Origin of the sequence: Brevundimonas sp. TWP2-3-4b1, assembly GCF_049897665.1 — a bacterium.
Lineage (GTDB): Bacteria > Pseudomonadota > Alphaproteobacteria > Caulobacterales > Caulobacteraceae > Brevundimonas > Brevundimonas subvibrioides_B.
In genome coordinates this window covers 154,141-180,150 of the sequence record NZ_JAFCWQ010000005.1, presented here as the reverse complement: position 1 = coordinate 180,150, position 26,010 = coordinate 154,141, and the positions used below count along the sequence as shown (strand labels likewise).

22 protein-coding genes and 2 tRNA genes are annotated in these 26,010 nt (G+C 67.5%); 13 read left to right on the top strand and 11 right to left on the bottom strand.

Translation table 11 applies throughout. The features are described from left to right. Window positions 1–195 precede the first annotated feature (195 nt). Entirely contained in the window at window positions 196–576 is a 381-nt protein-coding gene (locus ACP7A5_RS06245; protein WP_426041094.1) for a hypothetical protein, read from the bottom strand. 734 nt (window positions 577–1,310) lie between these two features. On the opposite strand from ACP7A5_RS06245, the gene ACP7A5_RS06240 reads away from it, so the two are divergent. Continuing rightward, a complete protein-coding gene (locus ACP7A5_RS06240; protein ID WP_426041093.1) occupies window positions 1,311–1,583 on the top strand; it encodes a hypothetical protein in 273 nt (90 codons plus the stop codon). Continuing rightward, window positions 1,555–2,292, top strand: a complete 738-nt coding sequence (locus ACP7A5_RS06235) for a tyrosine-type recombinase/integrase (RefSeq protein WP_426041092.1) — start codon at window positions 1,555–1,557, stop codon at window positions 2,290–2,292. Before ACP7A5_RS06240 ends, ACP7A5_RS06235 begins: the two co-directional genes overlap by 29 nt. A 7-nt stretch (window positions 2,293–2,299) precedes the next feature. Here the strand turns inward: ACP7A5_RS06235 and ACP7A5_RS06230 are convergent. Then, window positions 2,300–2,373: transfer RNA gene (locus ACP7A5_RS06230), tRNA-Cys, on the bottom strand. Between the two features lie 155 nt (window positions 2,374–2,528). Here ACP7A5_RS06230 and ACP7A5_RS06225 point away from each other — a divergent pair. The 5 genes from ACP7A5_RS06225 (at window position 2,529) to ACP7A5_RS06205 (ending at window position 9,111) form a co-directional block, all read left to right on the top strand. After that, entirely contained in the window at window positions 2,529–3,158 is a 630-nt protein-coding gene (locus ACP7A5_RS06225; RefSeq protein WP_426041091.1) for a protein-L-isoaspartate O-methyltransferase family protein, read from the top strand. A gap of 131 nt (window positions 3,159–3,289) precedes the next feature. Next, window positions 3,290–4,819, top strand: coding sequence for a TolC family outer membrane protein (locus tag ACP7A5_RS06220; RefSeq protein WP_426041090.1), 1,530 nt, complete (start codon window positions 3,290–3,292; stop codon window positions 4,817–4,819). 160 nt (window positions 4,820–4,979) lie between these two features. Continuing rightward, window positions 4,980–5,576, top strand: a complete 597-nt coding sequence (locus tag ACP7A5_RS06215; RefSeq protein WP_426041089.1) for a DUF2497 domain-containing protein — start codon at window positions 4,980–4,982, stop codon at window positions 5,574–5,576. A gap of 75 nt (window positions 5,577–5,651) precedes the next feature. Further along, window positions 5,652–8,369, top strand: coding sequence for a valine--tRNA ligase (locus ACP7A5_RS06210; protein WP_426041088.1), 2,718 nt, complete (start codon window positions 5,652–5,654; stop codon window positions 8,367–8,369). A 13-nt stretch (window positions 8,370–8,382) separates the two neighbouring features. Continuing rightward, window positions 8,383–9,111 (top strand): TlyA family RNA methyltransferase, encoded by a 729-nt coding sequence (locus ACP7A5_RS06205; protein ID WP_426041104.1) that lies wholly within the window; start codon window positions 8,383–8,385, stop codon window positions 9,109–9,111. Window positions 9,112–9,264: 153 nt separating this feature from the next. Here ACP7A5_RS06205 and ACP7A5_RS06200 read toward each other — a convergent pair whose 3' ends face one another. Further along, window positions 9,265–9,855, bottom strand: a complete 591-nt coding sequence (locus ACP7A5_RS06200) for a glycine zipper 2TM domain-containing protein (protein WP_426041087.1) — start codon at window positions 9,853–9,855, stop codon at window positions 9,265–9,267. Between the two features lie 149 nt (window positions 9,856–10,004). Between ACP7A5_RS06200 and ACP7A5_RS06195 the strand changes: the two genes are divergently transcribed. Next, entirely contained in the window at window positions 10,005–11,243 is a 1,239-nt protein-coding gene (locus ACP7A5_RS06195) for a class I SAM-dependent RNA methyltransferase (RefSeq protein WP_426041103.1), read from the top strand. Window positions 11,244–11,309: 66 nt separating this feature from the next. On the opposite strand, the gene ACP7A5_RS06190 is transcribed toward ACP7A5_RS06195, so the two are convergent. Continuing rightward, window positions 11,310–12,461, bottom strand: a complete 1,152-nt coding sequence (locus tag ACP7A5_RS06190; protein WP_426041086.1) for a DNA cytosine methyltransferase — start codon at window positions 12,459–12,461, stop codon at window positions 11,310–11,312. A 416-nt stretch (window positions 12,462–12,877) separates the two neighbouring features. Beyond that, window positions 12,878–13,954, bottom strand: coding sequence for a PA0069 family radical SAM protein (locus ACP7A5_RS06185; RefSeq protein WP_426041085.1), 1,077 nt, complete (start codon window positions 13,952–13,954; stop codon window positions 12,878–12,880). A gap of 133 nt (window positions 13,955–14,087) precedes the next feature. On the opposite strand from ACP7A5_RS06185, the gene ACP7A5_RS06180 reads away from it, so the two are divergent. Both ACP7A5_RS06180 and ACP7A5_RS06175 read left to right on the top strand, forming a co-directional pair. Next, window positions 14,088–14,657, top strand: a complete 570-nt coding sequence (locus tag ACP7A5_RS06180; protein ID WP_426041084.1) for a LemA family protein — start codon at window positions 14,088–14,090, stop codon at window positions 14,655–14,657. A gap of 6 nt (window positions 14,658–14,663) precedes the next feature. Next, window positions 14,664–15,680 carry a M48 family metallopeptidase gene (locus ACP7A5_RS06175; RefSeq protein WP_426041083.1) on the top strand — a complete coding sequence of 339 codons (1,017 nt, stop codon included), beginning with the start codon at window positions 14,664–14,666 and terminating at the stop codon, window positions 15,678–15,680. Between the two features lie 28 nt (window positions 15,681–15,708). Here the strand turns inward: ACP7A5_RS06175 and ACP7A5_RS06170 are convergent, their stop codons facing one another. From ACP7A5_RS06170 to ACP7A5_RS06160, 3 genes are all read right to left on the bottom strand, one after another. Then, complete coding sequence (locus ACP7A5_RS06170) at window positions 15,709–16,443, bottom strand: arginyltransferase (protein WP_426041082.1); 735 nt, start codon at window positions 16,441–16,443, stop codon at window positions 15,709–15,711. Window positions 16,444–16,563: 120 nt separating this feature from the next. Next, window positions 16,564–17,466, bottom strand: a complete 903-nt coding sequence (locus ACP7A5_RS06165; protein WP_426041081.1) for a flagellar motor protein MotB — start codon at window positions 17,464–17,466, stop codon at window positions 16,564–16,566. 68 nt (window positions 17,467–17,534) lie between these two features. After that, entirely contained in the window at window positions 17,535–18,101 is a 567-nt protein-coding gene (locus ACP7A5_RS06160) for a manganese efflux pump MntP family protein (protein WP_426041080.1), read from the bottom strand. 137 nt (window positions 18,102–18,238) lie between these two features. Between ACP7A5_RS06160 and ACP7A5_RS06155 the strand changes: the two genes are divergently transcribed. Beyond that, window positions 18,239–18,323, top strand: a tRNA-Leu gene (locus ACP7A5_RS06155). Between the two features lie 315 nt (window positions 18,324–18,638). On the opposite strand, the gene ACP7A5_RS06150 is transcribed toward ACP7A5_RS06155, so the two are convergent. Next, window positions 18,639–20,297 (bottom strand): amino acid permease, encoded by a 1,659-nt coding sequence (locus ACP7A5_RS06150; protein WP_426041079.1) that lies wholly within the window; start codon window positions 20,295–20,297, stop codon window positions 18,639–18,641. Between the two features lie 200 nt (window positions 20,298–20,497). Between ACP7A5_RS06150 and hrpB the strand changes: the two genes are divergently transcribed. Together hrpB and ACP7A5_RS06140 are read left to right on the top strand one after the other, a co-directional pair. Continuing rightward, window positions 20,498–22,930: an ATP-dependent helicase HrpB gene (hrpB, locus tag ACP7A5_RS06145; RefSeq protein WP_426041078.1), complete on the top strand. Its 2,433-nt coding sequence runs from the start codon at window positions 20,498–20,500 to the stop codon at window positions 22,928–22,930. Window positions 22,931–22,990: 60 nt separating this feature from the next. After that, window positions 22,991–24,277 carry an MFS transporter gene (locus tag ACP7A5_RS06140; protein WP_426041077.1) on the top strand — a complete coding sequence of 429 codons (1,287 nt, stop codon included), beginning with the start codon at window positions 22,991–22,993 and terminating at the stop codon, window positions 24,275–24,277. On the opposite strand, the gene ACP7A5_RS06135 is transcribed toward ACP7A5_RS06140, so the two are convergent. Both ACP7A5_RS06135 and ACP7A5_RS06130 read right to left on the bottom strand, forming a co-directional pair. Continuing rightward, entirely contained in the window at window positions 24,274–25,068 is a 795-nt protein-coding gene (locus ACP7A5_RS06135) for a TrmH family RNA methyltransferase (protein WP_426041076.1), read from the bottom strand. The two genes, ACP7A5_RS06140 and ACP7A5_RS06135, sit on opposite strands and share 4 nt — an antisense overlap. Beyond that, entirely contained in the window at window positions 25,065–25,964 is a 900-nt protein-coding gene (locus tag ACP7A5_RS06130) for a class I SAM-dependent methyltransferase (protein WP_426041102.1), read from the bottom strand. Before ACP7A5_RS06130 ends, ACP7A5_RS06135 begins: the two co-directional genes overlap by 4 nt. Window positions 25,965–26,010: the final 46 nt, after the last annotated feature.

The following is a 26,010-nucleotide window of genomic DNA, read 5'->3' as shown; positions in this document are numbered from 1 at the left end:
GCGGGAGGGCTTCGGCAGCGTATTGGCCCGCAGAAGCGTCGAAGGGGGGCTCGGTGGCGACGTAACGTTCCACTGGTATCCCGACGGGTTGGTGGTTCTTGTTTCGGCAGAGACGGAACGCCTGGCCCTCTAAAGAACTTTAGCAAGGCGAAACATTTCCCAACGTCGCGCCTGGCACTGCCCTTGCTAAATCACTTATCCGTCCTCGTCGCCGAAGATCAGCCTTTCATCGCCTTGGACTTGGCGCTCGCCGTGGAGGATGCTGGCGGCAAAGTCGTCGGTCCGGCAGCTAGCTGCGCGGAAGCCCTTTCGTTGCTCGCAAACGGGACGGTAGCCGCCGCGATTTTGGACTTTAATCTGGTTGATGGAGAATCTTCGCCATTGGTCGAGGCCCTCGTTAGTCTTGACGTTCCCTTCATAGTCCACACGGCCGTGGATCTCCCGCCTGCCTTGGCGGCGCGCTTTCCAGACCTTGTCGTCCGGATCAAGCCTTGCCCGGCGGCGAGTTTGGTCGCGCAACTTGAGATCTTGCTCGTCGAGCATGGGCACGCCGTTGGGGGTGCCGCCCGGCGTCACGTCATCTCAAAACGATATAAAGCGTTGAAGAATGAATTGTCTTTGCTCGATGAAGGGTGCTGACAGGTTAACCCCGCCAAGTCGAAAGCCGCTGATAAGAGGAAACCGCTGCCGCAGTAGCGGTCGGATCGGCTCCAGCGTCCTGCCTAGCCCGATTGCGTCTAGCCGCCAGATTTCGGCCAACTCGCGAACTTGTTTGGCGGTGGCGGTCGGTTCTCGCACAACACAGCCCGCTGAAGCTCCCCGCCTCATCGAGCAGCTGGAACAATAGGCGGTCTAGGTTCCGCCCACACTGCATGGGAAAGCGCGGTGCTGGCGAGCTGAGGCGGCCCGGATGCGGTCACGCGGTAACTCGACTGACGTCTTCAGTCCGACTCCCGGGTCGCTGAAGCTACGGCCCGGCGGGTCGCTGATCGCGAACTCAAGAACGGTTGAAGAACGATTCTGTCAAAGTGGGCCGCTAAAACGTCAAAGTGGGTCCGGCCGAAGCCGATTGATTCTCAATCAACGCCTTGAAATCGCGATGGAGGCCTGACCGGGAACCGAACCCGGGTGCAAGGATTTGCAGGCCGTAGCCGGGCGGGCGATTTCAAGCCCTTGGCTGCAAACCGGGTCATTTGCTCCGCCAGTAGCAGCGGGCATCTGAGAGCCGACTGCAAACCAATTTCCCGGATCACAATCCGCTCAATCGTCAACGACGACGGCCATTTCTGCGGCTTGGAAGCGGTGCTGCCATGAGCGCGGCCCGCAAGCTGAGCGATTGCAAGACCGACGCCGAGGTTGATGCTTGGTACGAGGCTGAAGCAGCCTTGGCTCAGAACCGGCTCAAGGCCGCACCTCCACGCCTCGTCCACCCAGTCGCTGACTTCCCGTTCGATGACCCGGACGAATCCCTCGACGCTGAGCGGCAGGCGCGCCAATCGCGGTTCACCGCGTCCGAACTATGGGACATGGATTTCCCGCCGGTGGCGGGACAGCATGGCCGAGACCTCGCCGCGCCAAGCTGACTACGCCGTGTCTGTTCTTGCCGTCATGCTCGCCTGGTCCGTTCGCCGGGGTCTTTTGAGCCATAACAGGGCGGCCGGTGTCGGCGACGTCTACACCGCTGATCGCAGCGAAAAGGTCTGGACGGAAGACATGGAGACCCGGCTGCTGGAGGCCGCGTCGTCCGTCATGCGCCAAGCGGTCATCCTGGCCGTCGAAACCGGCCTCTCCCAAGAGGATCTGTTGGTCCTGCCGAAGTCGGCGGTTCAGGGAAACGTAATCGTGTCACGCCGCCTGAAGAACGGGACGCCGGTCGCCATCCCCATATCGCCCCGCCTCGTCGCCATGCTCGCAGACGTTCCGGCGAGTGATTCGGTCACGCTGCTGAACCGCGCTGACGGTCGGCCTTGGGATCGGAAGGGCAACGGCCTCCGGTCTCAGTTCCGGGAGGCCAGAGACGCTGCTGGCATCGCCGACCGCACCTTCCACGACCTGAGAGGCACTTTCGTCACCCGTCGCCGCGCCATGGGCTGGACGGCCGAGGAAACAGCGCTGTGCAGCGGTCACAAAGTGGCAGGGGAGGCGGGTGCCCAAGGGGCCTACGTCAACCGTCATACGGTCGCAATCGCCAACGCCAACCGCCTGTGGAGCCGCCACTACGGACCGAACAGCGACCGGATTTTGCAAACTGGCCTGCAAACCGGCGGGCCCAACAAGGGGCTCAGTCTTTGAAACACGATGGAGGCCTGACCGGGAATCGAACCCGGGTGCAAGGATTTGCAGTCCTCTGCGTCACCACTCCGCCATCAGGCCACAGGGCTTTTTGAGATGCCCCAGATCGCGAGGGGCGTTCGCTATCAGATCGGCCTCGTGGCTGCAACGCGATTGTCGCCGGAGACGCACGGACCTATAAGCGCGCCAGATTTCCGGCCCGGCCGGTCGCTTTCGCTTCAGGGATTCCGCGTCACATGGATTACGCCGCCGCTCGCAAGGTCATGGTGGACTCCCAGGTCCGTGTGAACGACGTTACCGACCGCGGCCTTCAGGCCGCCTTGATGGCCGTTCCCCGCGAACGCTTCTGCGCCCCGGACCAGGCCTTCGCCGCCTATGGCGAGGTCGAGGTCGAGATTGCCGCCGGGCGCCGCCTTATGCAGGCGCGAGAGGTCTCCAAACTGATCCAGGCGCTGGACGCCCGCGAGGGCGAGACGGCCCTGGCGATTGCCGGCCCCTACGCCGGTGCCGTGCTGGCCGCCATGAAGGTCGCCGTCACCGCCCAGGAGGCGGAAGGCTCCGTGTTCGACGTCGTCGGACCGGCCCTGGCCGACTCGCGCGTCGCCACCGTCGTCGCGCCCCTGTCGCAACCGACGGGCCATGACTGGGATATCATCGTCTCCGAAGGCGCCGTCGCGGTTCGTCCGACCGCCTGGCTGGCGGCGCTGCGTGTCGGCGGCCGTCTGGCGGTGGTCGAGCGCCCCGGTCCGAACGGCCGGGCGGTGCTCTATGTGAAGGGTCGCGAGGGCGTCTCGCGTCGCGAACTGTTCGACGCTGCCCCGCCGGTGCTGGCGGAAATGACACCCGCCCCAGCTTTCGCCCTCTGATTAGCCGCCATTTCGACGGAGCCGGGTGGCGGTCGCGTGAATAAAACTTAACTGGCGTAGCTGTAGGCCCTCAAGCACTAGGCCTGTGAAGAGATACCGGCGCCGTTCGCGACGCCCATCGGGATACTGTCATGTTCAAACGCTCGCGCGCGCTCGCTTCCGTCGCCCTGATCGCCGTTACGGCCGGTCTGGCCGCTCCTGCCTGGGCCGAGACCCTGCAGGAGGCCATTGCCCTGGCCTACCGCACCAATCCGACCCTGCAGGGTCAGCGCGCCCAGCAGCGCGCCCTCGACGAAGCGTTGCCCCAGGCCCGGGCCGGCCTTCGCCCGACTCTCACCGTCAGCGGTTCGGCCAGCTACAGAAACACTGACGCGCGTGAGCCCGGGATCGACCTTAACGGCGACGGGATCGTCGATATACCGAGTTCGCGTAATTCGACCGATACCGATTCGGTCGGCGCGAGCATCGGCGTGGACCAGACCTTGTACTCGGGGGGACGCATCGCCCGCGGCATCGACGCCGCCGAGGCGTCGGTCCTGAGCGGCCGCGAGGGCCTGCGCAGTATCGAGCAACAGGTGCTGGCCGCCGTGATCCAGGCCTATGTCGATGTCCAGCGCGATGTTGAAATCCTGCGCATCCGTGAGGCTAACCTGGCCGTCCTGCGCCGTCAGCTGGACGAATCGAACGCCCGCTTCGAGGTCGGCGAGATCACCCGCACCGACGTCTCGCAGTCGGAGGCACGCCTGGCCCAGTCTGAGGCCGACCTCGCCGGCTCCCAGGCCCAGTTGTCGGTCTCGCGCGCCACCTACGCCGCCGTCGTCGGCCAGGCGCCCGCCAATCTGGAAGATCCGCCAGCGCTGCCGGGCGTGCCGACCGATTTCGACGCCGCTCTCGACATCGGCCTGGCCGAGAACCCCGGCCTGCTGGCCGCCGAATACCAACTGCGCGAGGCCGAGGCGCGTCACGCCCAGGCCCGCTCCGCTTATCTGCCGTCCGTGGGTCTCTCCAGCTCTTATGGCGGCTCGACCCCGATCTCCGGCTTCGACCTGTCGGATCGCACCAACACCTTCCAGGCCGGCGTCAGCGTCTCGGTGCCCCTGTTCACCGGCGGGCTGAACAGCTCGCGTGTGGCACAGGCCTTGGAACAGGCCAACTCGGCCAAGATCGAAATCGACCGCCAGAAGCGCTCCGTTCTGCAGGGCGTCTCGAGCGCCTACGCCCAGGTCGTCTCGAACCGCTCCCAGTTGGAGGCCGGCGTCGCCGGTGTGAGCGCCGCCCGCGTGGCCGCCGAGGGTGTCCGTCAGGAGCAGCAGGTCGGTCTGCGCACCACCCTCGACGTCCTGAACGGCGAACTCGAGTTGCGCAACGCCGAGATCAACCTGGCTGTGGCCAAGCGCAATCTCTACGTCGCCCAGGCGTCGCTGCTGACCTCGATGGGTCGTCTGAGCGGCGAGGATCTGAACCCGGGCATCGAGGTCTATGATCCGGCCGTCAACGCTGATCGCGTCCGCCTGCGCGGCGCCGTGCCCTGGGACGGTCTGGTCGAGACGCTTGACCGTATCGCGGCCCCGCTGATTACTCCGGCGAACGAGACCGAGAACGCGCCGATCGACACCCAGCTTGACGGCGAGATCGTTCGGACCGCGCCGAACTCGAACTGACGCCTGCGGATTAACCAGCCAGGCGAAAAACGCCCGTTGATTCCCACGGGCGTTGATGCGACGAAATGAACTGGGGCAGGGCTGAACGTCGGCTCCGATCCTCTTTGTTCGTCACGCGTGGGCCCAAGGCGGCCGGCGCAGGTTCTTCGAAGGCCCGATCATGACCGACACCACCGCCCAAGAGCCGACGATGGAAGAGATCCTGGCGTCGATCCGCCGGATCATCTCCGAAGACGACGCGCCCGCCGCCGAATCGGCGCCGGCCCCGGAACCTGAGCCCGTCGAAGCGGCGTCGCCCGCCCTGATGGACGAGACGCCGTCGATGCAGGAGCCCGAACCCGAGGAAGAGATTCTCGATCTGACCGACCGTTACGAGGCCCCGGCGGCTGAGACGATCGGCGACCTGGACGTCATCGGCCCAGCCGATGAGCCGGAGCCTGAACCCTTCCCGACGTCCTTCGCGAAGCCGGAGCGTGCGACAGCCCGCGAACCAGCGACCAGCGCCTCGTCCGTGCCCTACGATTCGCTTGTCGGTGAAAGCGCCTCGGCGGCGTCCGCCAATGCCTTCGCGGGCCTGTCCGCCGCCTTCCGCCAACCCGAACCCGTTCCCACCGGCGGCGTCGGCCCGACCATCGACGACCTGGCCCGCAGCCTGCTGCGCCCGATGCTCAAGGACTGGCTCGACGCCAACCTGCCCGGCATCGTTGAGGCGGCGGTAAAGAAGGAAGTCGAACGCATCTCCCGCAGCGCGGGCTAGCCCCGCTCGCCACCGGCGACTATGACCAACAGGGGCGGCTCCGATGGGCCGCCCTTTCTGCTTTTGAGACCCACCATGCTCGACAAGACTTTCGACCCCAAGGCCGCCGAACCCCGCCTCTATGCCGCGTGGGAGGCCTCCGGCGCCTTCGCACCGAAGACGGATGGCGCCGCCGAGGCCTATTCGATCGTCATCCCGCCGCCGAACGTGACGGGGTCGCTCCACATCGGCCACGCGCTGAACAACACCCTGCAGGACATCCTGGCCCGCTATCACCGGATGCAGGGCAAGGCCGTCCTGTGGCTGCCCGGCACGGACCACGCCGGCATCGCCACCCAGATGGTTGTGGAGCGCCACCTTGCCGCCGCCGGCAGCGTCGGCCGCCGCGACATGGGCCGCGAGGCCTTCGTGGCCAAGGTCTGGGAGTGGAAGGCCGAGTCGGGCGGGACCATCGTCCAGCAGCTGCGTCGGCTCGGCGCCTCCTGCGACTGGTCGCGCGAGCGGTTCACGCTCGACGAGGGTCTGAACGCCGCCGTGCGCAAGGTGTTCGTCAAGCTGCATCAGGACGGGTTGATCTATCGCGACAAGCGTCTGGTGAACTGGGATCCCCAGTTCCAGACGGCCATCTCAGACCTTGAGGTCGAGCAGCGCGAGGTCGAGGGCGCCTACTGGCATTTCGCCTATCCGCTGGCCGACGGCGTCACCTACGAACATCCGATCGCCTTTGACGACGAGGGCGTGGCGACCGGGTATGAAATCCGCGACTTCATCGTCGTGGCCACGACACGCCCGGAGACGATGCTGGGCGACACCGGCGTGGCCGTGCATCCGGACGACGAACGCTACAAGGGTCTTGTCGGCAAGTCGGTGATCCTGCCGATCACCGGCCGCCGCATCCCCATCGTCGCCGACGACTACGCCGATCCGACCAAGGGCTCGGGCGCGGTCAAGATCACCCCGGCCCACGACTTCAACGACTTCGGGGTGGGCAAGCGGGCCGGGCTGGCGGCCCTCAACGTGCTAGATGCCTTCGCTCGCATCACCACGGCCGACACGCCCGATATCCCGGCAGAGTACGACGGCATGGACCGGTTCGCGGCGCGAAAGGCTATCGTGGCCCTGGCGGAGGAGACCGGCTGGCTGCGCGAGATCGAGAAGACACAACACGTGGTTCCTCACGGTGACCGCTCGGGCGTGGTCATCGAGCCGTGGCTGACGGACCAGTGGTACGTCGACGCCCACACCCTGGCCCAGCCGGCGCTCAAGGCGGTCGAACAGGGCGACACGGTGTTCGAGCCGAAGTCCTACGAGAAGATCTATTTCGAATGGCTGCGCAACATCGAGCCCTGGTGCATCAGCCGCCAGCTCTGGTGGGGCCACCGCATCCCGGCCTGGTATGACGCGGATGGAAACATCTATGTCGCCGAGACCGAGGCGGAAGCCATCGCCCAGGCAGGCGGCAAGGCCCTGACCCAGGACGAGGACGTTCTCGACACCTGGTTCTCCTCGGCTCTGTGGCCATTCTCGACCATGGGCTGGCCGGAGAAGACCGAGGATCTGGAGCGATTCTATCCGACCTCGGACCTCGTTACGGCGGCGGACATCATCTTCTTCTGGGTCGCCCGGATGATGATGATGGGCCTGCACTTCATGGACGAGGTGCCGTTCAGGCGCGTCATCATCAATGGCCTCGTCCGCGACGAGAAGGGCCAGAAGATGAGCAAGTCCAAGGGCAACGTGATCGACCCCCTGGTCATCATCGACGAGCTGGGGGCCGATCCCCTGCGCTTCACCATGGCCATCCTGTCGGGCACGCGCGACATCAAGCTGTCGAAGCAGCGGATCGAGGGCTATCGCAATTTCGGCACCAAGCTGTGGAACGCGGCCCGCTTCTCCGAGATGAACGAGGCCCGCCGCGTCGTCGGCTTCGATCCCTCGACCGTCGAACAGACGATCAATCGCTGGGTTCGGGGCGAGCTGACCAAGACCGAGCGCGCCGTGTCTGAAGCGATCGAGGGCGGGCGTTTCGACGACGCCGCCTCGGCGCTCTACAGGTTCGTCTGGAACGTCTTCTGCGACTGGTATCTGGAGCTGGCCAAGCCCGTGTTCCAGGGCTCGGACGATGCGGCGAAGGCCGAGACGCGGGCGATGACGGCCTGGACCCTCGACCAGACACTGAAGCTCCTGCACCCGGTCATGCCCTTTATCACCGAGGAGCTGTGGGCCGAGCTCGGCAAGGAGGGCGCGCCGCGTGATGAGGCGACCCTGATCGGCGCGGCCTGGCCCGTGCTGCCGCACGCCTTCATAGATGCGGAGGCGGAGGCCGAGATCGGCTGGCTGGTCGATCTGGTCGGCGAGATTCGTGGTCTGCGCAGTGAAATGAACGTGCCGCCGGGGGCGAAGCCGCCGCTGACCTTCGTCGCGCCGGACGCGGCGACGTCTGACAAGGCGGTGCGGCACCGTGACCTGATCCTGACGCTCGCCCGCGTGTCGGAGGTTGCTACCGCCGATTCGGCTCCGACCGGGGCGGTGACCTTTGTGTCCGGCGGATCGGCGGCGGCCCTGTCGCTGGCCGGGATCATCGACCTGGCGTCCGAGCGCGCCCGCCTGACCAGGGAGATCGCCGCCTTCGACAGCGACGTCGGCCATGTGATGAAGAAGCTGGGCAATCCCAATTTCGTCGAACGCGCGGCCCCCGCCGTGATCGACGAGCAGCGCGCCAAGCTGGCCGAGGCCGAGGCCGGCAAGGTGCGGCTGGAAGCGGCTCTGGCCCGGCTGGCCGATCTTGGCTGACTTCGGGCCCCGGATGCGGCTGGACCACCTGATGGTGTCACGCGGCCTGGTCGAGAGCCGTTCGCGGGCGAAGGCGGCGATCGAGGCCGGGGGCGTGTCCGTCGATGGCCAACCGGCGCGCGCCGCTTCGCAGGGGGTGGGCGAGGCCGCTGTGGTGACCGTCGTCGAGCCCCATGGCTGGGTCGGTCGCGCAGCGCTGAAGCTGGATCACGCCCTGACCCTGTGGCCAGTGGCGGTCGAAGGTCGGGTGGTGCTGGACGTCGGCGCCTCGACCGGCGGTTTCACCGAGGTCTGTCTGGCGCGCGGGGCGGCGAAGGTCTTCTCCGTCGACGTCGGCCAGGGCCAGATGCATCCGAAGGTCTCGGCCGAGCCCCGGGTCGTTAACCTGGAGAAGACCGACGCCCGGACGCTCGACGAGGCGCTGATCCCGGAAACGCCGGGCCTGATCGTCTGCGACGCCAGCTTCATCGGCCTGGCCAAGGTGTTGCCGGCCGCGCTGGATCTCGCGGCCGAAGACGCCGACCTGATCGCCCTGGTCAAACCCCAGTTCGAGGGCGAAGGCCCCAAGGACGCCGGCAAGAAGGGGGTGATCAAGGACCCACAGGCGCACCGCGACGCCGTGCACCGCGCGTCCGACTGGCTGGCGACTGTTGGCTGGACCGTGCAGGCGACGACGGAAAGCCCGATCACCGGCGGCGACGGCAACATCGAATTCCTGCTCTGGGCGCGACGCACCCGATAGCGATCCGACCCGTCGCTCAAGCGGCGAGCGACCGAGTCGCGAGCGGTGGCGACCCAGACAAAGAGAAACCGCCGGTGGATTGCTCCACCGGCGGCCCGTCACGACATCGATCGACAGGGGGGCTGAAAAATATCGATGCCGCGAACCCTTGGATCAGCGCGGCAGCCAGCCGCGGCGCGGATCGGAATAGTAGTGGCCGTCGGCCGACACCTCGTAACCGCCCTCGTAGCGGCGATCGTCCCGACGGTTGTCCCGACGGTCGTCGCGTCGATAGTCGTCGCGATATCCGCGGTCGTCGTACCGGTTCGACGAATAGGCCCGATCATTGTAGCGGTCGTTGCTGCTGTAGTAGGTCGGGGCCTGCGAGTAGGTGGTGTTCGAACGGCACTGATCGTTGGAGGCGCGGCCGACCTGGGCGCCGACGATGGCGCCGAGAACGCCGCCGATGATCGAGCCTTCGGTGCGGTTACCGCGCGCAGCGACCTGTGAGCCGGCCACGGCGCCGATGCCTGCGCCGATCAGGGCGCCCGAGCCGGTGCGGCCCTGACCCAGCGTCCGGCAACGGTCCTGATTCCGTTCGTTGTAGCCGTAGGACTGGCTATAGCCCTGGTTCTGGTTGTAGCCCTGGTTCTGGTTGTAGCCGTTGCCGTAGCCGTAGGACTGGGCTGAGGCGGCGACGGGCACGAGGGTCGCGGCGGCGGCGAGCGCGGCGGCGACTGCAGCGGATTTGACGAAGGCGGTCATTGGAGAGAACCCCTGTGCGGCGCCGGGGAGGTCCGACGTCTTGTTGAGGCGATCTATGGGCCTCTCAACCTGAATGCGTTTTGAGCGGGCCATTCATCTTCGTTCAGGTTTCAGATGGGGTTCCGGGCGGCTAGAAGCGGCCCATGACCATGACGCTGAAGATCGCCCGGGTGGCCGGGCAGGGGGACGGCGTGGCCGAGACCCCGGCCGGGCCGGTGTTCGCGCCCCTGACCCTGCCCGGCGAGACGGTGCGTGGTGTGGTGATCGATGGCCGGATGGAGGCTCCCGAGATCCTGGAGCTCAGCCCGGACCGGATCGCGCCGGTGTCGCCCCATTACGGGGACTGCGGCGGGTGTTCGCTGCAGCACTGGGCGAGCGGGCCCTATCTTGACTGGAAGCGGGATCAGGTCGTCGGGGCTCTGGCGCGAGAGCGGATCGAGACCGAGGTCGAGGCGACGGTGGCGGTGCCGCCGGGGACGCGGCGACGGCTGGCCCTGCACGCGCGGCGGCTGGAGGACGGGCGGATCGTGCTGGGGTTCAAGGCGAGGAAGTCCTGGCGGCTGGTGGAGGTCTCGACCTGTCCGGTGGCGGATCCCCGGCTGGTGGCGGCCTTTCCGGCTCTGGCAAAGGTGGCGGCGGCCTTTCTGGAGCATCCCAAGTCGGCCCCGACCCTGCATGTGACCTGGACGCTGGACGGGATGGACGTCGATGTGACCGGCGTGGAGCGGAAGTCCGGCGGCCTGTCGGCCGACCGGCAGATGCAGGCGATCCGTGCCGCCCGGGAGGTGGATGTCGCGCGGCTCAGCATGGCCGGCGAGACCCTGATGATGGCGCGCCAGCCCCGGGTCCAGTTCGGACCGGCGACCGTGCCCCTGCCGGCCGGGGGCTTCCTGCAGGCTGTGCCGGAGGCGGAGGCGGCGATGGTCGAGCGGGCCGTGGCGGCGGTGAAGGGGGCGAAGAAGGTAGCGGACCTGTTCTGCGGGACCGGGACCTTCACCTTCCCCCTGGCGACGGTGGCGAGCGTGCAGGCGGCGGACGCCTCGGCGGCGGGGATCGCGGCGCTGAAACAGGGGATCGGCTCGGCCAGGGGGATGAAGCCCATCACGGCGGAGGCGCGCGATCTGTTCCGGCGGCCGCTGTCGCCCTATGACCTCAAGGGCGTGGAGGCCATCGTGTTCGACCCGCCCCGGGCCGGGGCCATCGACCAGACGGCCCAGATCAAGGACACCAAGGCCTCGGTCGTGGTCGGGGTGTCGTGCAATCCTCAGACCTTCGCGCGGGATGCCCGGGTGCTGATCGACGCCGGGTTCCGGCTGGAGACGGTCACGCCCGTGGACCAGTTCCTGTGGTCCGCCCACGTCGAGCTGGTGGGCGTGTTCCGGCGCTAGGCCCTGCGGGCCTAGCTCCTTTCGAAGCCTGATTCACCGCCTCGCCAGAGCTCGACGGATCAGGCTTTAGGCCGCTGCGCGGGCGGCGGTCGCGGAGCCGATGAGCGGCTCGAACAGATACCGGGCCAGATGGCGGGCGACGGGGACGACGACGCCGTCGCCGGTCAGGTGGTAGGCGTCGGTATAGCTCCGGGGCAGGATGTAGCTGTCCGGCAGGCCCATCAGCCGGGCGGTCTCGCGGGCCGAGATCAGGCGGGAGCGGATGCGAGGGCCGTCGACGACCAGGAGTGTCTGGCGGCTGGAGCCGCCGGAGGGGGTGCGCAGGCAGCCGGCGACGTCGTCGAAACGGACCTCGGCGCGCTGGGCCTTGGCTCCGGCGGAGTCGGTGCGGGTGCGGCGGTAGACGCCGCCGACCATGCGGCGGCCGGCGCGTTGGGCGGCCTGGACCTTGGCGCGGTTGACCGGGGACATCAGCGACAGGAGGCGATCAGTCTCGGCGGGGCTGTGCCAGGCGACGCTGTCGGGCTGGTCCTCGATCAGGTCGGCGAAGGTGGAGGCGCGGCGTTCGGGCGCAGGCAGGTTCCACCACAGGGCGGAGGCGCGCAGGTCGTCGGGCAGGCGATCCACGGCGCGGACCACGGCGGGGGTGTGGAAGGGGGCGATCGGCCCGGGCGCGGTCAGGTCGGGGGCGATGTCGGCCTCGGCCTCGGCCTGGATCCCGACGACGAACAGGCGGGGGCGGGACTGGGGCACGAACCGGTCGGCGTTGATCACCAGGGCGCCGAAGCGATAGCCGGCCTCGGCGAAGGTCCGGCACATGGCCTCGAAGTCGGCGCCGCCGCGCGAAGTGAGGGCGCCGCAGACGTTCTCGACGGCGACGAGGCGGGGGGCGCGGCCTTGGGCTGCGAGGCCCCGGACGAGGTCCCAGAAGGCGTAGAAGGTGCCGGAGCGTTCGCCGGCGAGGCCGGCGCCATGGCCGGCGAGGGACAGGTCCTGGCAGGGGAAGCTGCCCCAGACGAGGTCGGGACGGCCGGGCAGGGCGGCGGCGTCGAGGGCGCGGATGTCGCCGACGGTCAGTTCGCCGCCCGTGCCCCAATTGGCCTGATAGGTCAGGCCCTTGCGTGCGTCGAAGTCGTTGGCGAACAGACAGTCCCAGCCGTCGCCCAGGCCGGCGCGCACCATGCCGCCGCCCGCAAAAAATTCGTAGAAACCGGGCATGGCTCAGGTTCGGGGGCGGAAGGAATCGGGCATCGGATCAGGGTGCCGGTGCGGGTGAGTCGCGTCCATCCATGGATTGGACTCGAGAAACCGAGTCCACAGAGTGCAATTTGGAGAATGTCTTTCAAATACATCGTGTTGTGTATGTATTCTACGGAATAATCTGATGTTTGCGGCCTTCCGAGTGCATTTCGGTGCGATGCTGTACGGCACCCCCTTCTATCTTTCGTCATCCTCCGGCGAGCGCAGCGAGACCGGGGGACCCAGCAGCGCGCGAGAGCGCGAACCTCCCGCGGCCGAGGTCACTTCCAATATCGTGCCTGAACAGATCGCCTTCGGCGCCGCTGGGTCCCCCGGTCTGCGCCGCCAAGCGGCGACTTGCCGGAGGATGACGAAAGAGGGGACGGAAGCGTGCCTTACCCAAACAGCTCCAGCTGCGCGCGCGCATCGGCCGGCACCTTGAACTTCGTCACGTCGAGATCATGCCTCGGCCCATCCAGTCCGTAGCGTTTCACGGCCGCCTTGAACCTCGCGGAGATCAGGTCGGCGACCGGACCCGTGCCCTTCATGCGCTGGGACCAGTCGGCGTCGTAGTCCTTGCCGCCCCGGGTCTGGCGGACCAGAGACATGACCCGGGCGGCGCGGTCCGGCCGGGCGTCGGCCAGCCATTCCTGAAACAGGTCCTTGATCTCCAGCGGCAGGCGCAGCGTCACATACATGGCCGTCGTCGCCCCGGCCTTCGCGGCTGCCTCCAGCACGGCTTCAAGCTCATGGTCGTTCAGGCCCGGGATGACGGGGGCGAAGCCGACGCCGACGGGGACGCCCGCATCGGCCAGACGTTTCACGGCGTCGAGGCGGCGGGCCGGCGTCGCGGCGCGCGGCTCCATGGTGCGGGCCAGGTCGCGGTCCAGCGTCGTGATCGAGACGAAGGCGCTGGCCAGACCGTCGCGGCCCATCGGGCCCAGGATATCCAGATCGCGGGTGATCAGATTCGACTTGGTGATGATGGAAAAGGGCTGGTTGAACCGCTGCAGGACCTCCAGCAGGCCGCGCGTGATCTTCTGCGTCCGCTCGACCGGCTGATAGGGGTCGGTGTTGCCGCCTATGTGGATGCGCTTGCAGACGTACCGGCGCGCGGCGAGCTCCTGTTCCAGGAGACGCGGCCCTTCGGGCTTGAAGAAGAGCCGGCTCTCGAAATCCAGGCCCGGGGATAGGCCCATCCAGGCATGGGATGGACGGGCGTAGCAGTAGATACAGCCATGTTCGCAGCCTTTGTAGGGGTTGATCGAGCGGTCGAAGCCGACGTCGGGACTGGTATTGGTGGTGATGATCTTTCGGGCGTGTTCGGGCGTCAGGGTTGTCCGGAGCGGGGCCGGCGTCTCGTCCTCCGCCGTCCAGCCGTCATCGAAATCCTCGTGCACGACGGGTTCGAACCGGCCGGTGGCGTTGGTGCGGGCGCCGCGTCCTTTCCTCGGCAGGGGAGCAGTAGACATGGGGGGAGGCTAGGTATCGGAACGGAACAAAGCAAGAACAATTTCGTCGTGAGCTCGCGATCTCCTGACGCCGATTTCACTATCCGGGGCTCGCCCTTCGCGCGATAATCACGGCCATCGCAGAGGAGCTGTCATGATCACACTCATCGTCATCGGCGTCATCGTCGTCATCCTGATCTTCGTGGTCATGGGGGCCTACAACCGTCTGGTCGCGCTGGATCAGAAGGCGGACCAGTCGTTCGCCGACATCGACGTGCAGCTGAAGCAGCGGAACGACCTGATCCCCAACCTCGTCGAGACGGTGAAGGGCTACGCCTCGCACGAGCAGGAGACGCTGAACGCGGTGACCCAGGCGCGGGCCGCCGCCGCCGGGGCCACGACGGTCGATCAGAAGGTTCAGGCCGACAACATGCTGACCGGGGCGCTGGGCAAACTGTTCGCCGTGGCCGAGGCCTATCCGGACCTGAAGGCCAACACCAACTTCCTGGAGCTGCAGCGCGAGCTGGCGGATATCGAGAACAAACTGGCCGCCGCGCGCCGCTTCTTCAACAACGCCGTGGCCGAGTTCAACGCGGTGCGGGCCCAGTTCCCGACCGTGCTGTTCGCCGGGATGTTCGGCTTCGGAACCGAGAAGCCCTTCTTCGCCGTGGACACTGCGGATCGCGCGGCCATGACCGCCGCGCCGCCGTCGGTGAAGTTCTAGGTCCACATGGCCGCTGTCGGTCTCCAGACCCACATCTGGGCGAACAACACCCGGTCGACCCTGCTGCTGATCGGGTTCCCGGTCATGCTGACCCTGGTCCTGTTCGGGCTGGAGCTGGTGCTGATGGGATTCGGCGTCCTGCCCAACTCGGGCGGGACCTTGGGCGACGACATCAATTACGCCGTGGGGATGCTGGCGGGGACCATTCCGCTGGCGGTCGTCGTCGCTCTGATCTGGTTCGCCATCGCCTGGTTCGGCAATCAGGTGATGATCGACGTGATGACCGGGGCGCGGAAGGTCGAGCGGCAGGACGCGCCGGAGCTCTATAACCTGCTGGAGAACCTGGCGATCTCCCGCGGTCTGCGGACTCCGTCGCTGCGGATCATCGAGTCGGACAGCCTGAACGCCTTCGCCTCGGGCATCCGCGAGGGCCACTACAGCGTCACGGTGACCCGGGGGCTGATCGACGCCCTGGATCGCGACGAGATGGAGGCCGTGCTGGCGCACGAGATGACCCACGTCATCAACAAGGACGTGCGGACGATGGTGGTCGCCTCGATCTTCGCCGGGATCATCAGCGTGATCTGCCAGCTGGTGTTCCGGGGGCTGTTCTATCTGCGGGGCGGCAAGGACAATAAGAACGCACTGCCGCTGATCCTGATCGGGTTCGCCGTCGCGGGTATCGGATATGTGTTCGCCATCGTCATCCGGCTGATGCTGTCGCGGACGCGGGAGTATGTGGCGGATGCCGGGGCGGTCGAGCTGACCAAGAACCCGGATTCCATGATCGCGGCGCTGCGGAAGGTGTCGGGGCGATCCAAGCTGGAGGCGCCCGATGACGTGCAGGGCATGTTCCTGGACAACGAGCGCGCGGGCTTCACCGACGCCCTGTTCGCCACCCACCCGTCGATCGACAGGCGGATCGCGGCCCTGGTGAAATTCGGCGGCGGGCGGGATCCGGGGGCCTGGGATGGCTTCGACGGACCGGTGACGGGGGACGGGACGGCCGTTCCGGTTTCCTGAACCCTCTCCCCCCGGGAGAGGGAGACGGTTAGTCGACGCGCGTCCAGCCGAGCGGCTTGAGGACCTCCATTGGCCGGAACCGGGCCTTGTAGTCCATCTTGGGCGAGCCCTCGACCCAGTAACCGAGGTAGACAAACGGCAGGCGCACGGCCTGGGCCTGGCGCACGTGCTCGAGGATGGCGAAGACGCCGAGCGACCGCTTGACCATCTCCGGATCGAAGAAGCTGTAGACCATCGACAGGCCGTCGGAGAGCAGGTCGGCCAGGGTCACGGCGACCAGATCGCCCGGACCCTCGTCGGTCGGGGGCAGGCGGTATTCGATCAGATGGGTGCGGACCGCCGTGTCCTCGACCATGGCGATATAGTCGGGCCAGGTCATGTCGGTCATGCCGCCGCCCGGGTGGCGCCGGGCGAGATAGCGTTTCAGCAGGGCGAACTGCTCTTGGGTCGCCTCGGCCTCGACGAGATCGCGCGACAGGTCGTCGTTGCGGGCGAAGACCTTGCGCTGGCCGCGCGAGAACTGAAACTCTGGCGCCGGAAGCCGCACGGAGACACAGGCGTCGCAGCCTTCGCAGGCCGGGCGGTAGGCGATGTTCTGGCTGCGCCGGAAGCCTGCGTGGGTCAGCTCGTCGTTGACGTGGGCACCGTCCGAGAAAGGCAGGTTGGCGAACACCTTCCGCTCGGTCATGCCCGGCAGATAGGGGCAGGGCGCGACCGCCGTCATGAAGAAGCGAAGCTGACGTGTCGGAACATGCTGCGTCACGGCGTCAGCTCCGCATCCGATGTCGTCCGGCGTAGGGCAGGGCCGTGTTCATCGGACGATTTGCCGCCAATCGCTGCTGCGCCGCAAGCCGGTTCGCGCCGTAACCGAACGGCGCGGCCCTCACAGGCTGGTGTCCGTGGGCAGGACCGGCGCTTCTCGCAGCAGGACGATGGCGATCCGGCGGTTGCCGGCGAGGGAAGGATCGTCCGGATACAGAGGATCAGAACCCGCCTTGCCTGCGACCGAGTAGACCCGGTCGGCGTCGATCCCGGCGCCCTGGAGGATCTGGCGAGAGGCGTCGGCGCGGCCGGCCGACAGGGGCCAGTCGCTGGCGGTCGAGGCGCGGCCTGAGTCGGCGACCGCCGAGGTGTGGCCCGAGATAGAGATGCGATTCGGCAACCGGTTCACGACCCCGGCGATGGCCCGCAGCAGGACCTGGGCGCGGGCGTTCGGGCGGGTCGAGTTCTGTTCGAACATCGAGCGGCCTTCCTGATCGACCAGCTGGATGCGCAGGCCTTCGGGCGTCTGGTCAATGATCAGTTGTTTCGACAGCTCGGCCAGTTCGGGCATGCGCTGCATGGCCTGGCGCAGGGATTCGGCGGCGGAGGCGAACTCGGCGGCCTCGCGGGCGGCGATCTCCTGACGCAGTTCCTCTTCGGATGCGGCGCCGAGGTTGGCGCTGGACCCCGCCTCCTCGGGCGCGTCCTGGGGCGCTTCGGGGGCCTGTTGTTCAAGGACCGATTGGGAGCCCGAGCTCTTGGAGCCGTCCTCGCCCAGAGAGGTGCCGCCCAGGATGCCGCCGGATCCGGATGTCGTCTGGGACACGCTGGCGGGCGCGAAATATTCGGCGATGCCGCGCTTCTGTTCCGGGTCGGTCGTGTTGATCAGCCACATCAGCAGGAAGAAGGCCATCATCGCGGTCACGAAGTCGGCGTAGGCGACCTTCCAGGCGCCGCCATGGTGGCCGCCGCCGACCACCTTCTTGATCTTCTTGATGATGATCGGACGATCGCTGGCGTTCATCGACTCGGGCTCACGGGAACTGAACCGACCGTCGATGATCAAGGTTAATGCGACGTTTCGCAGTCGCCTCAGGCGGCGAGAAATCCGAGATGCTCGAGCAGGATCGTCGTCCCCAGGGCGATGAGGGCGACGCCGCCGATCATTTCCGCGATCTTGCCGAAGCGGGCGCCGACGGCCCGGCCGATCAACATGCCCGCCGTGGTCAGGGCGAAGGTCGTCAGGCCGACACTGAGGGCGATGACCCAGATATTCACGCCGAGGAAGGCCAGGCCCACGCCGACCGCCGCTGCGTCGATGCTGGTGGCCACGGCGGTGGCGATCAGGGCCCATGGGCCGGACCGCGTCGGGGCTGCATCGGGTTCGGAGGGTCTGGAGGCCTCCCAGATCATCTTGCCGCCGACGACGGCCAGCAGGACGAAGGCGATCCAGTGATCGACGCTCTCGACGAATCCTGCGGCGAGCAGGCCGAGGCTCCAGCCGATCAGGGGCGTGATGGCCTCGATCACGCCAAAGACGGCGCCCGCCTTGACCGCCGAGCGCCATGACGGTCGATGCGAGGCGCCGCGCCCCACGGCGGCTGCGAAGGCGTCCGTGGACATGCTCAGGGACAGGACAGCGATCGCTCCGGGCGTCATGATCGATCTCGCCGGGCAGTCACGGCGCCCGGCCGGATCGGGCGGGGGCCGTCCTAGGGGATGGCGGATCAGTTAGCCCAGACTGAACTGACATGACGGTTGTCGCAGGCGCCGTCAGGTCCTAAACCCGCCGCCACGCGGATGTGGCGAAACTGGTAGACGCACCAGATTTAGGTTCTGGCATCGCAAGATGTGGAGGTTCGAGTCCTCTCATCCGCACCATTTTTTAGGGCGCTATCGCTCGCCGCGCGGCGGCTCACTGCTTGAGCGCATTTTGGGCGCAATCGCTTGGCTCGCGGAGCCTCGCTGCTTGAGCGCGGGTTCCCCAATTCCCCGTGCACTCCGGCGAATGCCGGGGTCCAGATCGCAGACGCCGGCGGCACGGGTCAGCCGCCTCATGCAGTTCAGAGCGCCAGTCTTGCCGGCCGTCGCCGGGGTGCGCGGTTGGGGTTGAGCCGGCTGCATTCAGTATGCAGCCGAAAAAACAAAAGGCCCGGGATTGCTCCCGGGCCTTCCGTTTGTCTGGACAGAGAGAACTCAGTCCTTCTGGTTGTCGACGCCGGAGCCCATCGCTTCGGCCGGGGAGGACATGGTGGTCTCCTCGGTGATGTCGATGCCCTTTGCCAATTTGGAGTTCCAGAAGCCGTAGGCGGCGTAGATGACCGCGCCTACGGCGGCGTAGCCGCCCAGCAGCATGAGCGGGAGGGGGTTGTCCTCCGCCGCGTGCTGGAACATCGGGATGAGGTTCTGGCTGGCCAGGAACAGGCAGGCCAGGATGCCCAGAACGGCGGTGAAGATGCCGCCCGGGACCTTGAATGGACGCGGCATGTCCGGATGCTTGATGCGCAGGAAAATCACGCTCAGGCACACGATCGAGAAGGCCGTGGCCGTACCCAGCGAGACCAGGTCGCCCAGGATCGAGATGGGCAGGAAGGCCGCCGCGATGGCGATCAGCACGCCCAGCAGGATGGTGCCGATCCAGGGGGTGCGGAACTTCGGATGGATCACGGCGAAGGCGCGCGGCAGCAGACCGTCACGGGCCATGGTGTAGAAGATCCGCGTCTGGCCGTAGCACAGCACCAGCATGACCGAGCTGAGGCCGGTGATGGCGCCGATCTTGATCATGAAGCTGATGATGTTCAGCGGCTGACCGCTCGCCAGGATGATCGGCGTGTTGGCCCATTCCAGGCTCATGCGGTCGATGGCGACAGCCACCGGCGCGGGGCTGGCCAGCTCCATATACGGAACCACGCCGGTCATGACCGCGGCGACGGCCATATAGATCAGGGTACAGACGAACAGGGCGCCGAGGATGCCGAAAGGCACGTCCTTGGACGGGTTCTTGGCCTCGGCCGCGGCGGTCGAGACGGCCTCGAAGCCAACGTAGGCGAAGAAGATGATCGCGGCGCCCCGGAAGATGCCGCCGACGCCGTACTGGCCGGCGACCCCGGTCGGTTCAGGGATGAAGGGCACCCAGTTGTCGGGGTTCACATAGCCGATGCCGACGGCGATGAAAGTCAGCAGGACGATGATCTTGATGACCACGATGACGTTGTTGATATTGGCCGATTCCGAAACACCCAGCACCAGCAGGCCGCAAACGGCGGCGATACCGATGGCGGCGACCAGGTTGAACGTGCCGGTCAGCGGGAAGGATGTGGCGCCTGCTTCCTGGACCAGTTGAACCAGAGGCGTCGCCCATTGAGGGCCCTCGCCGCCGGCGTAGGCGATGGTCGGGAAGATCTGCTGGCTGATGCCGAAATCGGTCAGGATCGAGACGACGTAGCCGGACCAGCCGACCGCCACGGTCGAGGCCGCGACGCCGTATTCCAGAACCAGAAGCCAACCCATGATCCAGGCGAAGACCTCGCCCAGGGTACCGTAGGCATAGGTGTAGGCGGAGCCGGAGACCGGCATGGTCGAGGCCAGTTCGGCGTAGCAGAGGCCGGCCAGGCCGCAGGCGATGCCGGCGACGACGAAGGACAGCATGATGGCCGGACCGGCGTTGGCCGCGGCCACCTGACCGGTCAGAACGAAGATACCGGCGCCGATGATGGCGCCGATGCCCAGACTCATCAGATTCCACTTGCCGAGCGTGCGCTTGAGCTCGCTCTTGGCCGCTTCCTTCTGGATCTGCGCTACGGATTTTCTGAGGAACAGTCGGTTCCCCTTGGGCCTAAGGCCATCTGCGGACATACGTCGCGCCCCCTCGATACGAAAACACGGCGAACCCTCCCCGGGGCCGCCTTCCAGCGCGGGACGCTAGCGACGGATCACCGCAGGCGCAACGCGGTTTCCGATCCGTGAAGGCCCTGCAACGGTTTCGTGACCCCGCGCGTGGCCGTCCGAACGCACATTCCTTGGTGAGGCGCCCATGTCGGGCTAGTGCACCCCGGATGATCCTGCCCATCCACGCCGTGCTCGATGACCTGAAGGCCGCGGTCGCCGCGAATTCGGCGGTCGTCCTCGCCGCCCCTCCGGGCGCCGGCAAGACGACGGTCGTGCCACTGGCGCTGCTGGATGCCGAATGGCTGGGCGGCCGCAAGATCCTGCTGCTGGAGCCGCGTCGGCTGGCGGCGCGGGCGGCGGCGGAGCGGATGGCCCAGACCCTCGGCGAGAAGGCCGGCGACACTGTGGGCTATCGCACCCGGCTGCAGAGCCGGATCGGGCCGAAGACGCGGATCGAGGTGATCACCGAGGGCGTCTTCACCCGCATGATTCTGGACGATCCGGGGCTGGAGGGCGCCGGCGCCGTCCTGTTCGACGAGTTCCACGAGCGCAGCCTCGACGCCGACCTGGGACTGGCGCTGGCGCGGGACAGCCAGTCGGTGCTGCGCGATGACCTGAAGCTGGTGGTCATGTCGGCGACGCTGGATATCGCGGTGGTGTCGAAGCTGCTGAACGGGGCGCCGGTGATCGAGGCGCAGGGGCGGGCGTTTCCGGTGGAGACGATCTACGCAGGTCGCAACCCGGTCGAGCGGATCGAGGACGCCGTAGCGCGGGCCTGTCTGACGGCGCTGGGCGACCAGTCGGGGTCGATCCTCGCCTTCCTGCCCGGGCAGGGGGAGATCCACCGGACGGCGCAGAGGATCGGTGAACGGCTGCGCGATTCGAGCGTCGATGTGGTCGCGCTGTATGGCGCGCTCGACAAGGAAACCCAGGATCGGGCCATCGAGCCTTCACCAGCGGGGCGGAGAAAGATCGTGCTGGCGACCTCGGTGGCGGAGACCAGCCTGACGATTCAGGGGGTGCGGGTGGTCGTCGATTGCGGCCTGTCGCGCGTGCCTCGATTCGAACCCTCCAGCGGATTGACTCGACTGGCGACGGTGCGGGTCAGCCGGTCGTCGGCGGAGCAGCGCCGGGGTCGGGCGGGGCGGACCGAACCAGGCGTCTGTTACCGACTTTGGGACGAGGAGGCGACGCGGGGACTGGTTCCGCATCAGAGGCCTGAAATCCTTGAAGCGGATCTGACCGGTCTGGCGCTGGATCTGGCGCGGTGGGGCGCGCGGACGACCGAGGGGTTGGCGCTGCTCGATGCGCCGCCGGCGGGGGCGTTGGCGGAGGCGCGCGCCGTGTTGACGAGGTTGAAGGCGCTGGACGGGCAGGGCGGGTTGACGGAGCACGGGCGGCGGCTGACCCGGATGCCGCTGACGCCGAGGCTGGCGCATCTGGTTGCGGCGGCGGCCGATGCGGGCGCGGCAATGCTGGGCGCGCGGATTGCCGCGGTGCTGAGCGAGCCGGGGCTGGGCGGAAACGACATCGACCTGAGACACCGGCTGCGCGGGTTCGAACGCGACCGGTCGGCACGGGCGCAGGATGCGAGGAAGCTGGTCGAGCGTTGGGCGAAGGCGGCGGGCGGCGGCTCCAGCGGCGGGGGAGAGGTCGAGGTCGGCGAACTGCTGGCGGAGGCCTTCCCCGAACGGGTCGCCAGGGCAAGGGGCAGGCCGGGCGAGGTGCTGCTGGCGTCGGGGCGCGGGGCGTTTCTCGATCCGACGGACGGGCTGGCGCGGGAGGCGTGGCTGGCGGTGGCCGACCTCGGCGGCGGGGATGCGAAGGATCGCATCCGGCTGGCGGCGCCGCTGGACCCGGCCGGGCTGGAGCCACGGCTGACGACCGAGGACCGGCTGGTGCGCGAGCCTTCCGGTCGGATGGTCGTGCGGCGCATCCGCCGGGTGGGCGCGATCGTGTTCGACGAGAAGATTACCGGGGCGCCGGATCGGGCAGCGATCACGAAGGCGCTTCATGACGAGGTCGGGACGGACGGGTTGAGAGGCCTGAAGTGGGGCGAGCGATCGAGCGCGGTTCGGGCGCGGCTGGCCTTTCTGCATGGGCTGGACGCGGACTGGCCGGACATGTCGGACGCGGCCCTGATGGAGCGTCGCGCGGACTGGCTGTGGTCTTTGCTGGAAACCGTTCAGGACCTGTCGCAGATCCGGGATGAGGCCCTGGCGCAGGGGCTCGAATCCATGATTCCGTGGGATCGACGGCGGCTGATGGACGAGCTGGCGCCCGCACGGCTGACGACGCCGCTCGGGTCGGCGGGCATCGATTACGGGGCCGAGGGCGGGCCGCGCGTGGATATCCGGGTGCAGGAGCTGTTCGGGGTGACGACCCATCCGGCCGTGGGCGGGGGGCGCGTCCCGCTGACGCTGGCGCTGCTGTCGCCGGCGCGGCGGCCGATCCAGCTGACCAGGGACTTGCCCGGCTTCTGGCGTGGCTCATGGAAGGACGTGCGTTCCGAGATGCGTGGTCGCTATCCGAGGCATCCCTGGCCCGAGAATCCGGCCGAGGCGCCGCCGACCAACAGGGTGAAGCCGCGCGGGACCTGAACGGCTTGACCCGAGGAGGGTGTCCGACGCAACGATGGTCGACGACCTGGGGGACTACCGTTGACCGAACCTGCACTGCTGATCGCGCCCAGCCCGGCCTCGACGCGCCGCGTCCTGTTCGCCAGCCTGATCGGCACGACGATCGAGTTCTTCGACTTCTACATCTACGCCACGGCGGCGGTGCTGGTGTTTCCGGCGCTGTTCTTCCCGGGTGGCGATCCGGTGACGGCCCAGCTGCAGTCGTTCGCGACCTTCGCCCTGGCCTTCTTCGCGCGGCCCGTCGGCGCCGTGGTGTTCGGGCATTTCGGCGACCGGATCGGGCGCAAGGCGACCCTTGTCGCGGCTCTGATGACCATGGGACTGTCGACCATCGCCATCGGCCTGTTGCCCACCTATGCGCAGGTGGGCGTGATCGCGCCCTTGCTGCTGGCCGTTTGCCGGTTCGGTCAGGGTCTGGGGCTGGGCGGCGAGTGGGGCGGGGCGGTGCTGCTGGCGACCGAGAACGCGCCGCCGGGACGCAAGGCCTGGTTCGGCATGTTCCCCCAACTGGGCGCGCCGATCGGCTTCATCCTGTCGACCGGCGCCTTCATCCTGCTGACCTCGCTGATGAGCGAGCAAACATTTCTGTCTTGGGGATGGCGCACGCCGTTCCTGGCCAGCGCGATCCTGGTCATTGTCGGTTTGTGGGTTCGGTTGCGGATCACCGAAACGCCTGAGTTCAGCCGGGTCATCGAGCGGGCCGAACGGGTGAAGACGCCGGTCCTGACCCTGCTGGCCCGATACAAGGGCGCGTTGATCCTCGGCACCCTGGGCGCGACGACGACCTTCCTGCTGTTCTATCTGATGACGGTCTTCGCCCTGAGCTGGGCGACGACGGCCATGGGGTTCACGCGCGCCGACATCCTGCCGATCCAGCTGGTCGGGGTGATCTTCTTTGCGGCCTTCATCCCGATCTCGGCGCTGGCGGCGGACCGGTTCGGACAGGTTAGGGTGCTGATCGCGGCCTCGGTCGGGATCGGCCTGTTCGGCTTCCTCATCGCCCCACTGTTGAACGGCGGGCTGACCGGGCTGCTGATCTTCTTCTCGCTGGGGTTCGCGCTGATGGGGGCCACCTACGGACCGCTCAGTTCCGCCATGGCGCGGCCGTTCCGGGCGGCGGTGCGCTACACCGGAGCCTCGATGGCGTTCAATCTGGCGGGGATCGCGGGAGCGTCATTGGCGCCTTATGCGGCAACCTCGCTGGCCAGGTCGTTCGGGGTGCCGGCTGTGGGACTCTATCTGGCGGCGACGGCGACGATCACCATTCTGGCGCTCATCGGCATGTCCCGGCTGAAGGTCGAGGATTAGTCGGTCACCGCATAGACCATGACGCCCGTGGCGATAGCGAGGTTCAGGCTGTCCGCCCGGCCGCGCATCGGGATCTTGACGTTGACATCGCAGGCGGCGGCGAGGGCGTCCGTCAGGCCGGCCTGTTCGTTGCCCATGAGGATCAGGCTGGGCCTGGCGTAGGCGGCGTCGCGATAGCCTACGGTGGCGTCCAGACGCGTGCCGACGACGCTGCCGGGCCAGGCCTCCCGCCAGGCGAGGAAGTCCTGGGCCGTGCACCGCGCGATGGCGACGGCAAAGACCGAGCCCATGGTGGCGCGGACGGCCTCGACCGAGAAGGGATCGACGCAGTCGCCGATCAGGATGACTCCGCCACACCCCGCCGCGTCGGCGGTTCGGATGATGGTGCCGAGGTTACCGGGATCACGGACCTGCTCGAGGGCAACCCAGCAGGGGGCGGTCTCGGGCTTCAAGGCCGACAGGGGCGTGTAGGCCTGTTCGAAGACGCCGAGCACCGTCTGCGGATTCTCGCGACGGCTGATCTTCTCGAGGATCGGATGGGTGACGACGACGATCTCGCCGCCGGCCTTCAGGGTCTCGGCGCGGGCGCGGTCCAGCAGGGGGTGCGGGCGCGCCTCCATGCCGACAAGCAGGGTCCGGGGCGCGCGTCCCTGGTCCAGGGCCTCGCCGATGAACTTCAGACCCTCGGCCAGGAACAGGCCCGTGGCCTCGCGTTCCTTGCGCATGTGCAGGGCGCGGACGGCCTTGACCGTGTCGTTGGTCAGAGAGGTGATCAGGCGGTCTTCGCTCACGACGCCGACCATCGGGCGAAGAAGCTGAGGCCGATGGCGCGGGCGTCGGGACCCTCTTCGGACAGCGCCAGTTCGCCCCAGTCGATCCGGCCGCCGCGATCAGCCGTGGCCTCCTTCATCTGGTGGGCCAGCGACAGGCCCGAGATGCGGGCGGCGTAGGCGTTCAACACCAAGAAGTCGGCGTCGTCGGCCAGCAGGGCGGCACAGTCGGCGAGCAGGCCCGGCATGTCCTCGAATAGGCGCCAGACCTCGCCCGTGGGGCCGCGTCCGTATTTCGGAGGGTCGAGGATGATGCCCTGGTATCTGGCTCCCCGGCGAACCTCGCGGGCAACGTATTTGCGGGCGTCATCGACGATCCAGCGGATCGGCCTGTCGGACAGGCCGGACAGTTCGGCGTTCTCCCGCGCCCAAGCGACGGACTTCTTGGAAGCGTCGACATGGGTCACCTCGGCGCCGGCTGCAGCGGCCGCCAGGGAAGCGACGCCAGTGTAGCCGAAGAGGTTGAGAACTTTCGGGCGCTGCAGGTTGCGGATCCGCGCCTCCAGCCATTCCCAGTTGGCCGCTTGCTCGGGGAAAAACGCGAGGTGCCGGAAGGGGGTGAATCGGCCCACGAAGCGGACGTCGCGCCAGCTCAGCGGAAAGGCGTCGATCGTGCCGTGGTCGTCGAAGCGCCAGCGGCCGGCGTCCTCTTCCTCCTGCTGAGGATCGAAGACGGCGTTGGCGCGCGCGAAGGCGCCCGGGTCGCGCGGCTTCCAGAAGCACTGAGGCTCGGGGCGGACCACGGTGTACCGGCCGTAGCGTTCCAGCTTCCTGCCGTCGCCGCTGTCCAGCAGGGCGTAGTCCGACCATCCGCGCGTGACGAGGGTTTCGGGCAGAGAGGACAGGACGGGCGGCATCGGCATGGCCATAGAGCCTGATCCGGAAGAGCGTAAGCGGTTTTCC

Coding starts and splice junctions, on each gene's coding strand:
- ACP7A5_RS06235 (WP_426041092.1), top strand. CDS start 1,555: ATGGCCGAGACCTCGCCGCGCCAAGCTGACTACGCCGTGTCTGTTCTT.
- ACP7A5_RS06185 (WP_426041085.1), bottom strand. CDS start 13,954: ATGTCTACTGCTCCCCTGCCGAGGAAAGGACGCGGCGCCCGCACCAAC.
- ACP7A5_RS06215 (WP_426041089.1), top strand. CDS start 4,980: ATGACCGACACCACCGCCCAAGAGCCGACGATGGAAGAGATCCTGGCG.
- ACP7A5_RS06195 (WP_426041103.1), top strand. CDS start 10,005: ATGACGCTGAAGATCGCCCGGGTGGCCGGGCAGGGGGACGGCGTGGCC.
- ACP7A5_RS06180 (WP_426041084.1), top strand. CDS start 14,088: ATGATCACACTCATCGTCATCGGCGTCATCGTCGTCATCCTGATCTTC.
- ACP7A5_RS06130 (WP_426041102.1), bottom strand. CDS start 25,964: ATGCCGCCCGTCCTGTCCTCTCTGCCCGAAACCCTCGTCACGCGCGGA.
- ACP7A5_RS06150 (WP_426041079.1), bottom strand. CDS start 20,297: ATGTCCGCAGATGGCCTTAGGCCCAAGGGGAACCGACTGTTCCTCAGA.
- ACP7A5_RS06160 (WP_426041080.1), bottom strand. CDS start 18,101: ATGACGCCCGGAGCGATCGCTGTCCTGTCCCTGAGCATGTCCACGGAC.
- ACP7A5_RS06190 (WP_426041086.1), bottom strand. CDS start 12,461: ATGCCCGGTTTCTACGAATTTTTTGCGGGCGGCGGCATGGTGCGCGCC.
- ACP7A5_RS06210 (WP_426041088.1), top strand. CDS start 5,652: ATGCTCGACAAGACTTTCGACCCCAAGGCCGCCGAACCCCGCCTCTAT.
- ACP7A5_RS06240 (WP_426041093.1), top strand. CDS start 1,311: ATGAGCGCGGCCCGCAAGCTGAGCGATTGCAAGACCGACGCCGAGGTT.
- ACP7A5_RS06200 (WP_426041087.1), bottom strand. CDS start 9,855: ATGACCGCCTTCGTCAAATCCGCTGCAGTCGCCGCCGCGCTCGCCGCC.
- ACP7A5_RS06220 (WP_426041090.1), top strand. CDS start 3,290: ATGTTCAAACGCTCGCGCGCGCTCGCTTCCGTCGCCCTGATCGCCGTT.
- hrpB (WP_426041078.1), top strand. CDS start 20,498: ATGATCCTGCCCATCCACGCCGTGCTCGATGACCTGAAGGCCGCGGTC.
- ACP7A5_RS06175 (WP_426041083.1), top strand. CDS start 14,664: ATGGCCGCTGTCGGTCTCCAGACCCACATCTGGGCGAACAACACCCGG.
- ACP7A5_RS06205 (WP_426041104.1), top strand. CDS start 8,383: ATGCGGCTGGACCACCTGATGGTGTCACGCGGCCTGGTCGAGAGCCGT.
- ACP7A5_RS06165 (WP_426041081.1), bottom strand. CDS start 17,466: ATGAACGCCAGCGATCGTCCGATCATCATCAAGAAGATCAAGAAGGTG.
- ACP7A5_RS06225 (WP_426041091.1), top strand. CDS start 2,529: ATGGATTACGCCGCCGCTCGCAAGGTCATGGTGGACTCCCAGGTCCGT.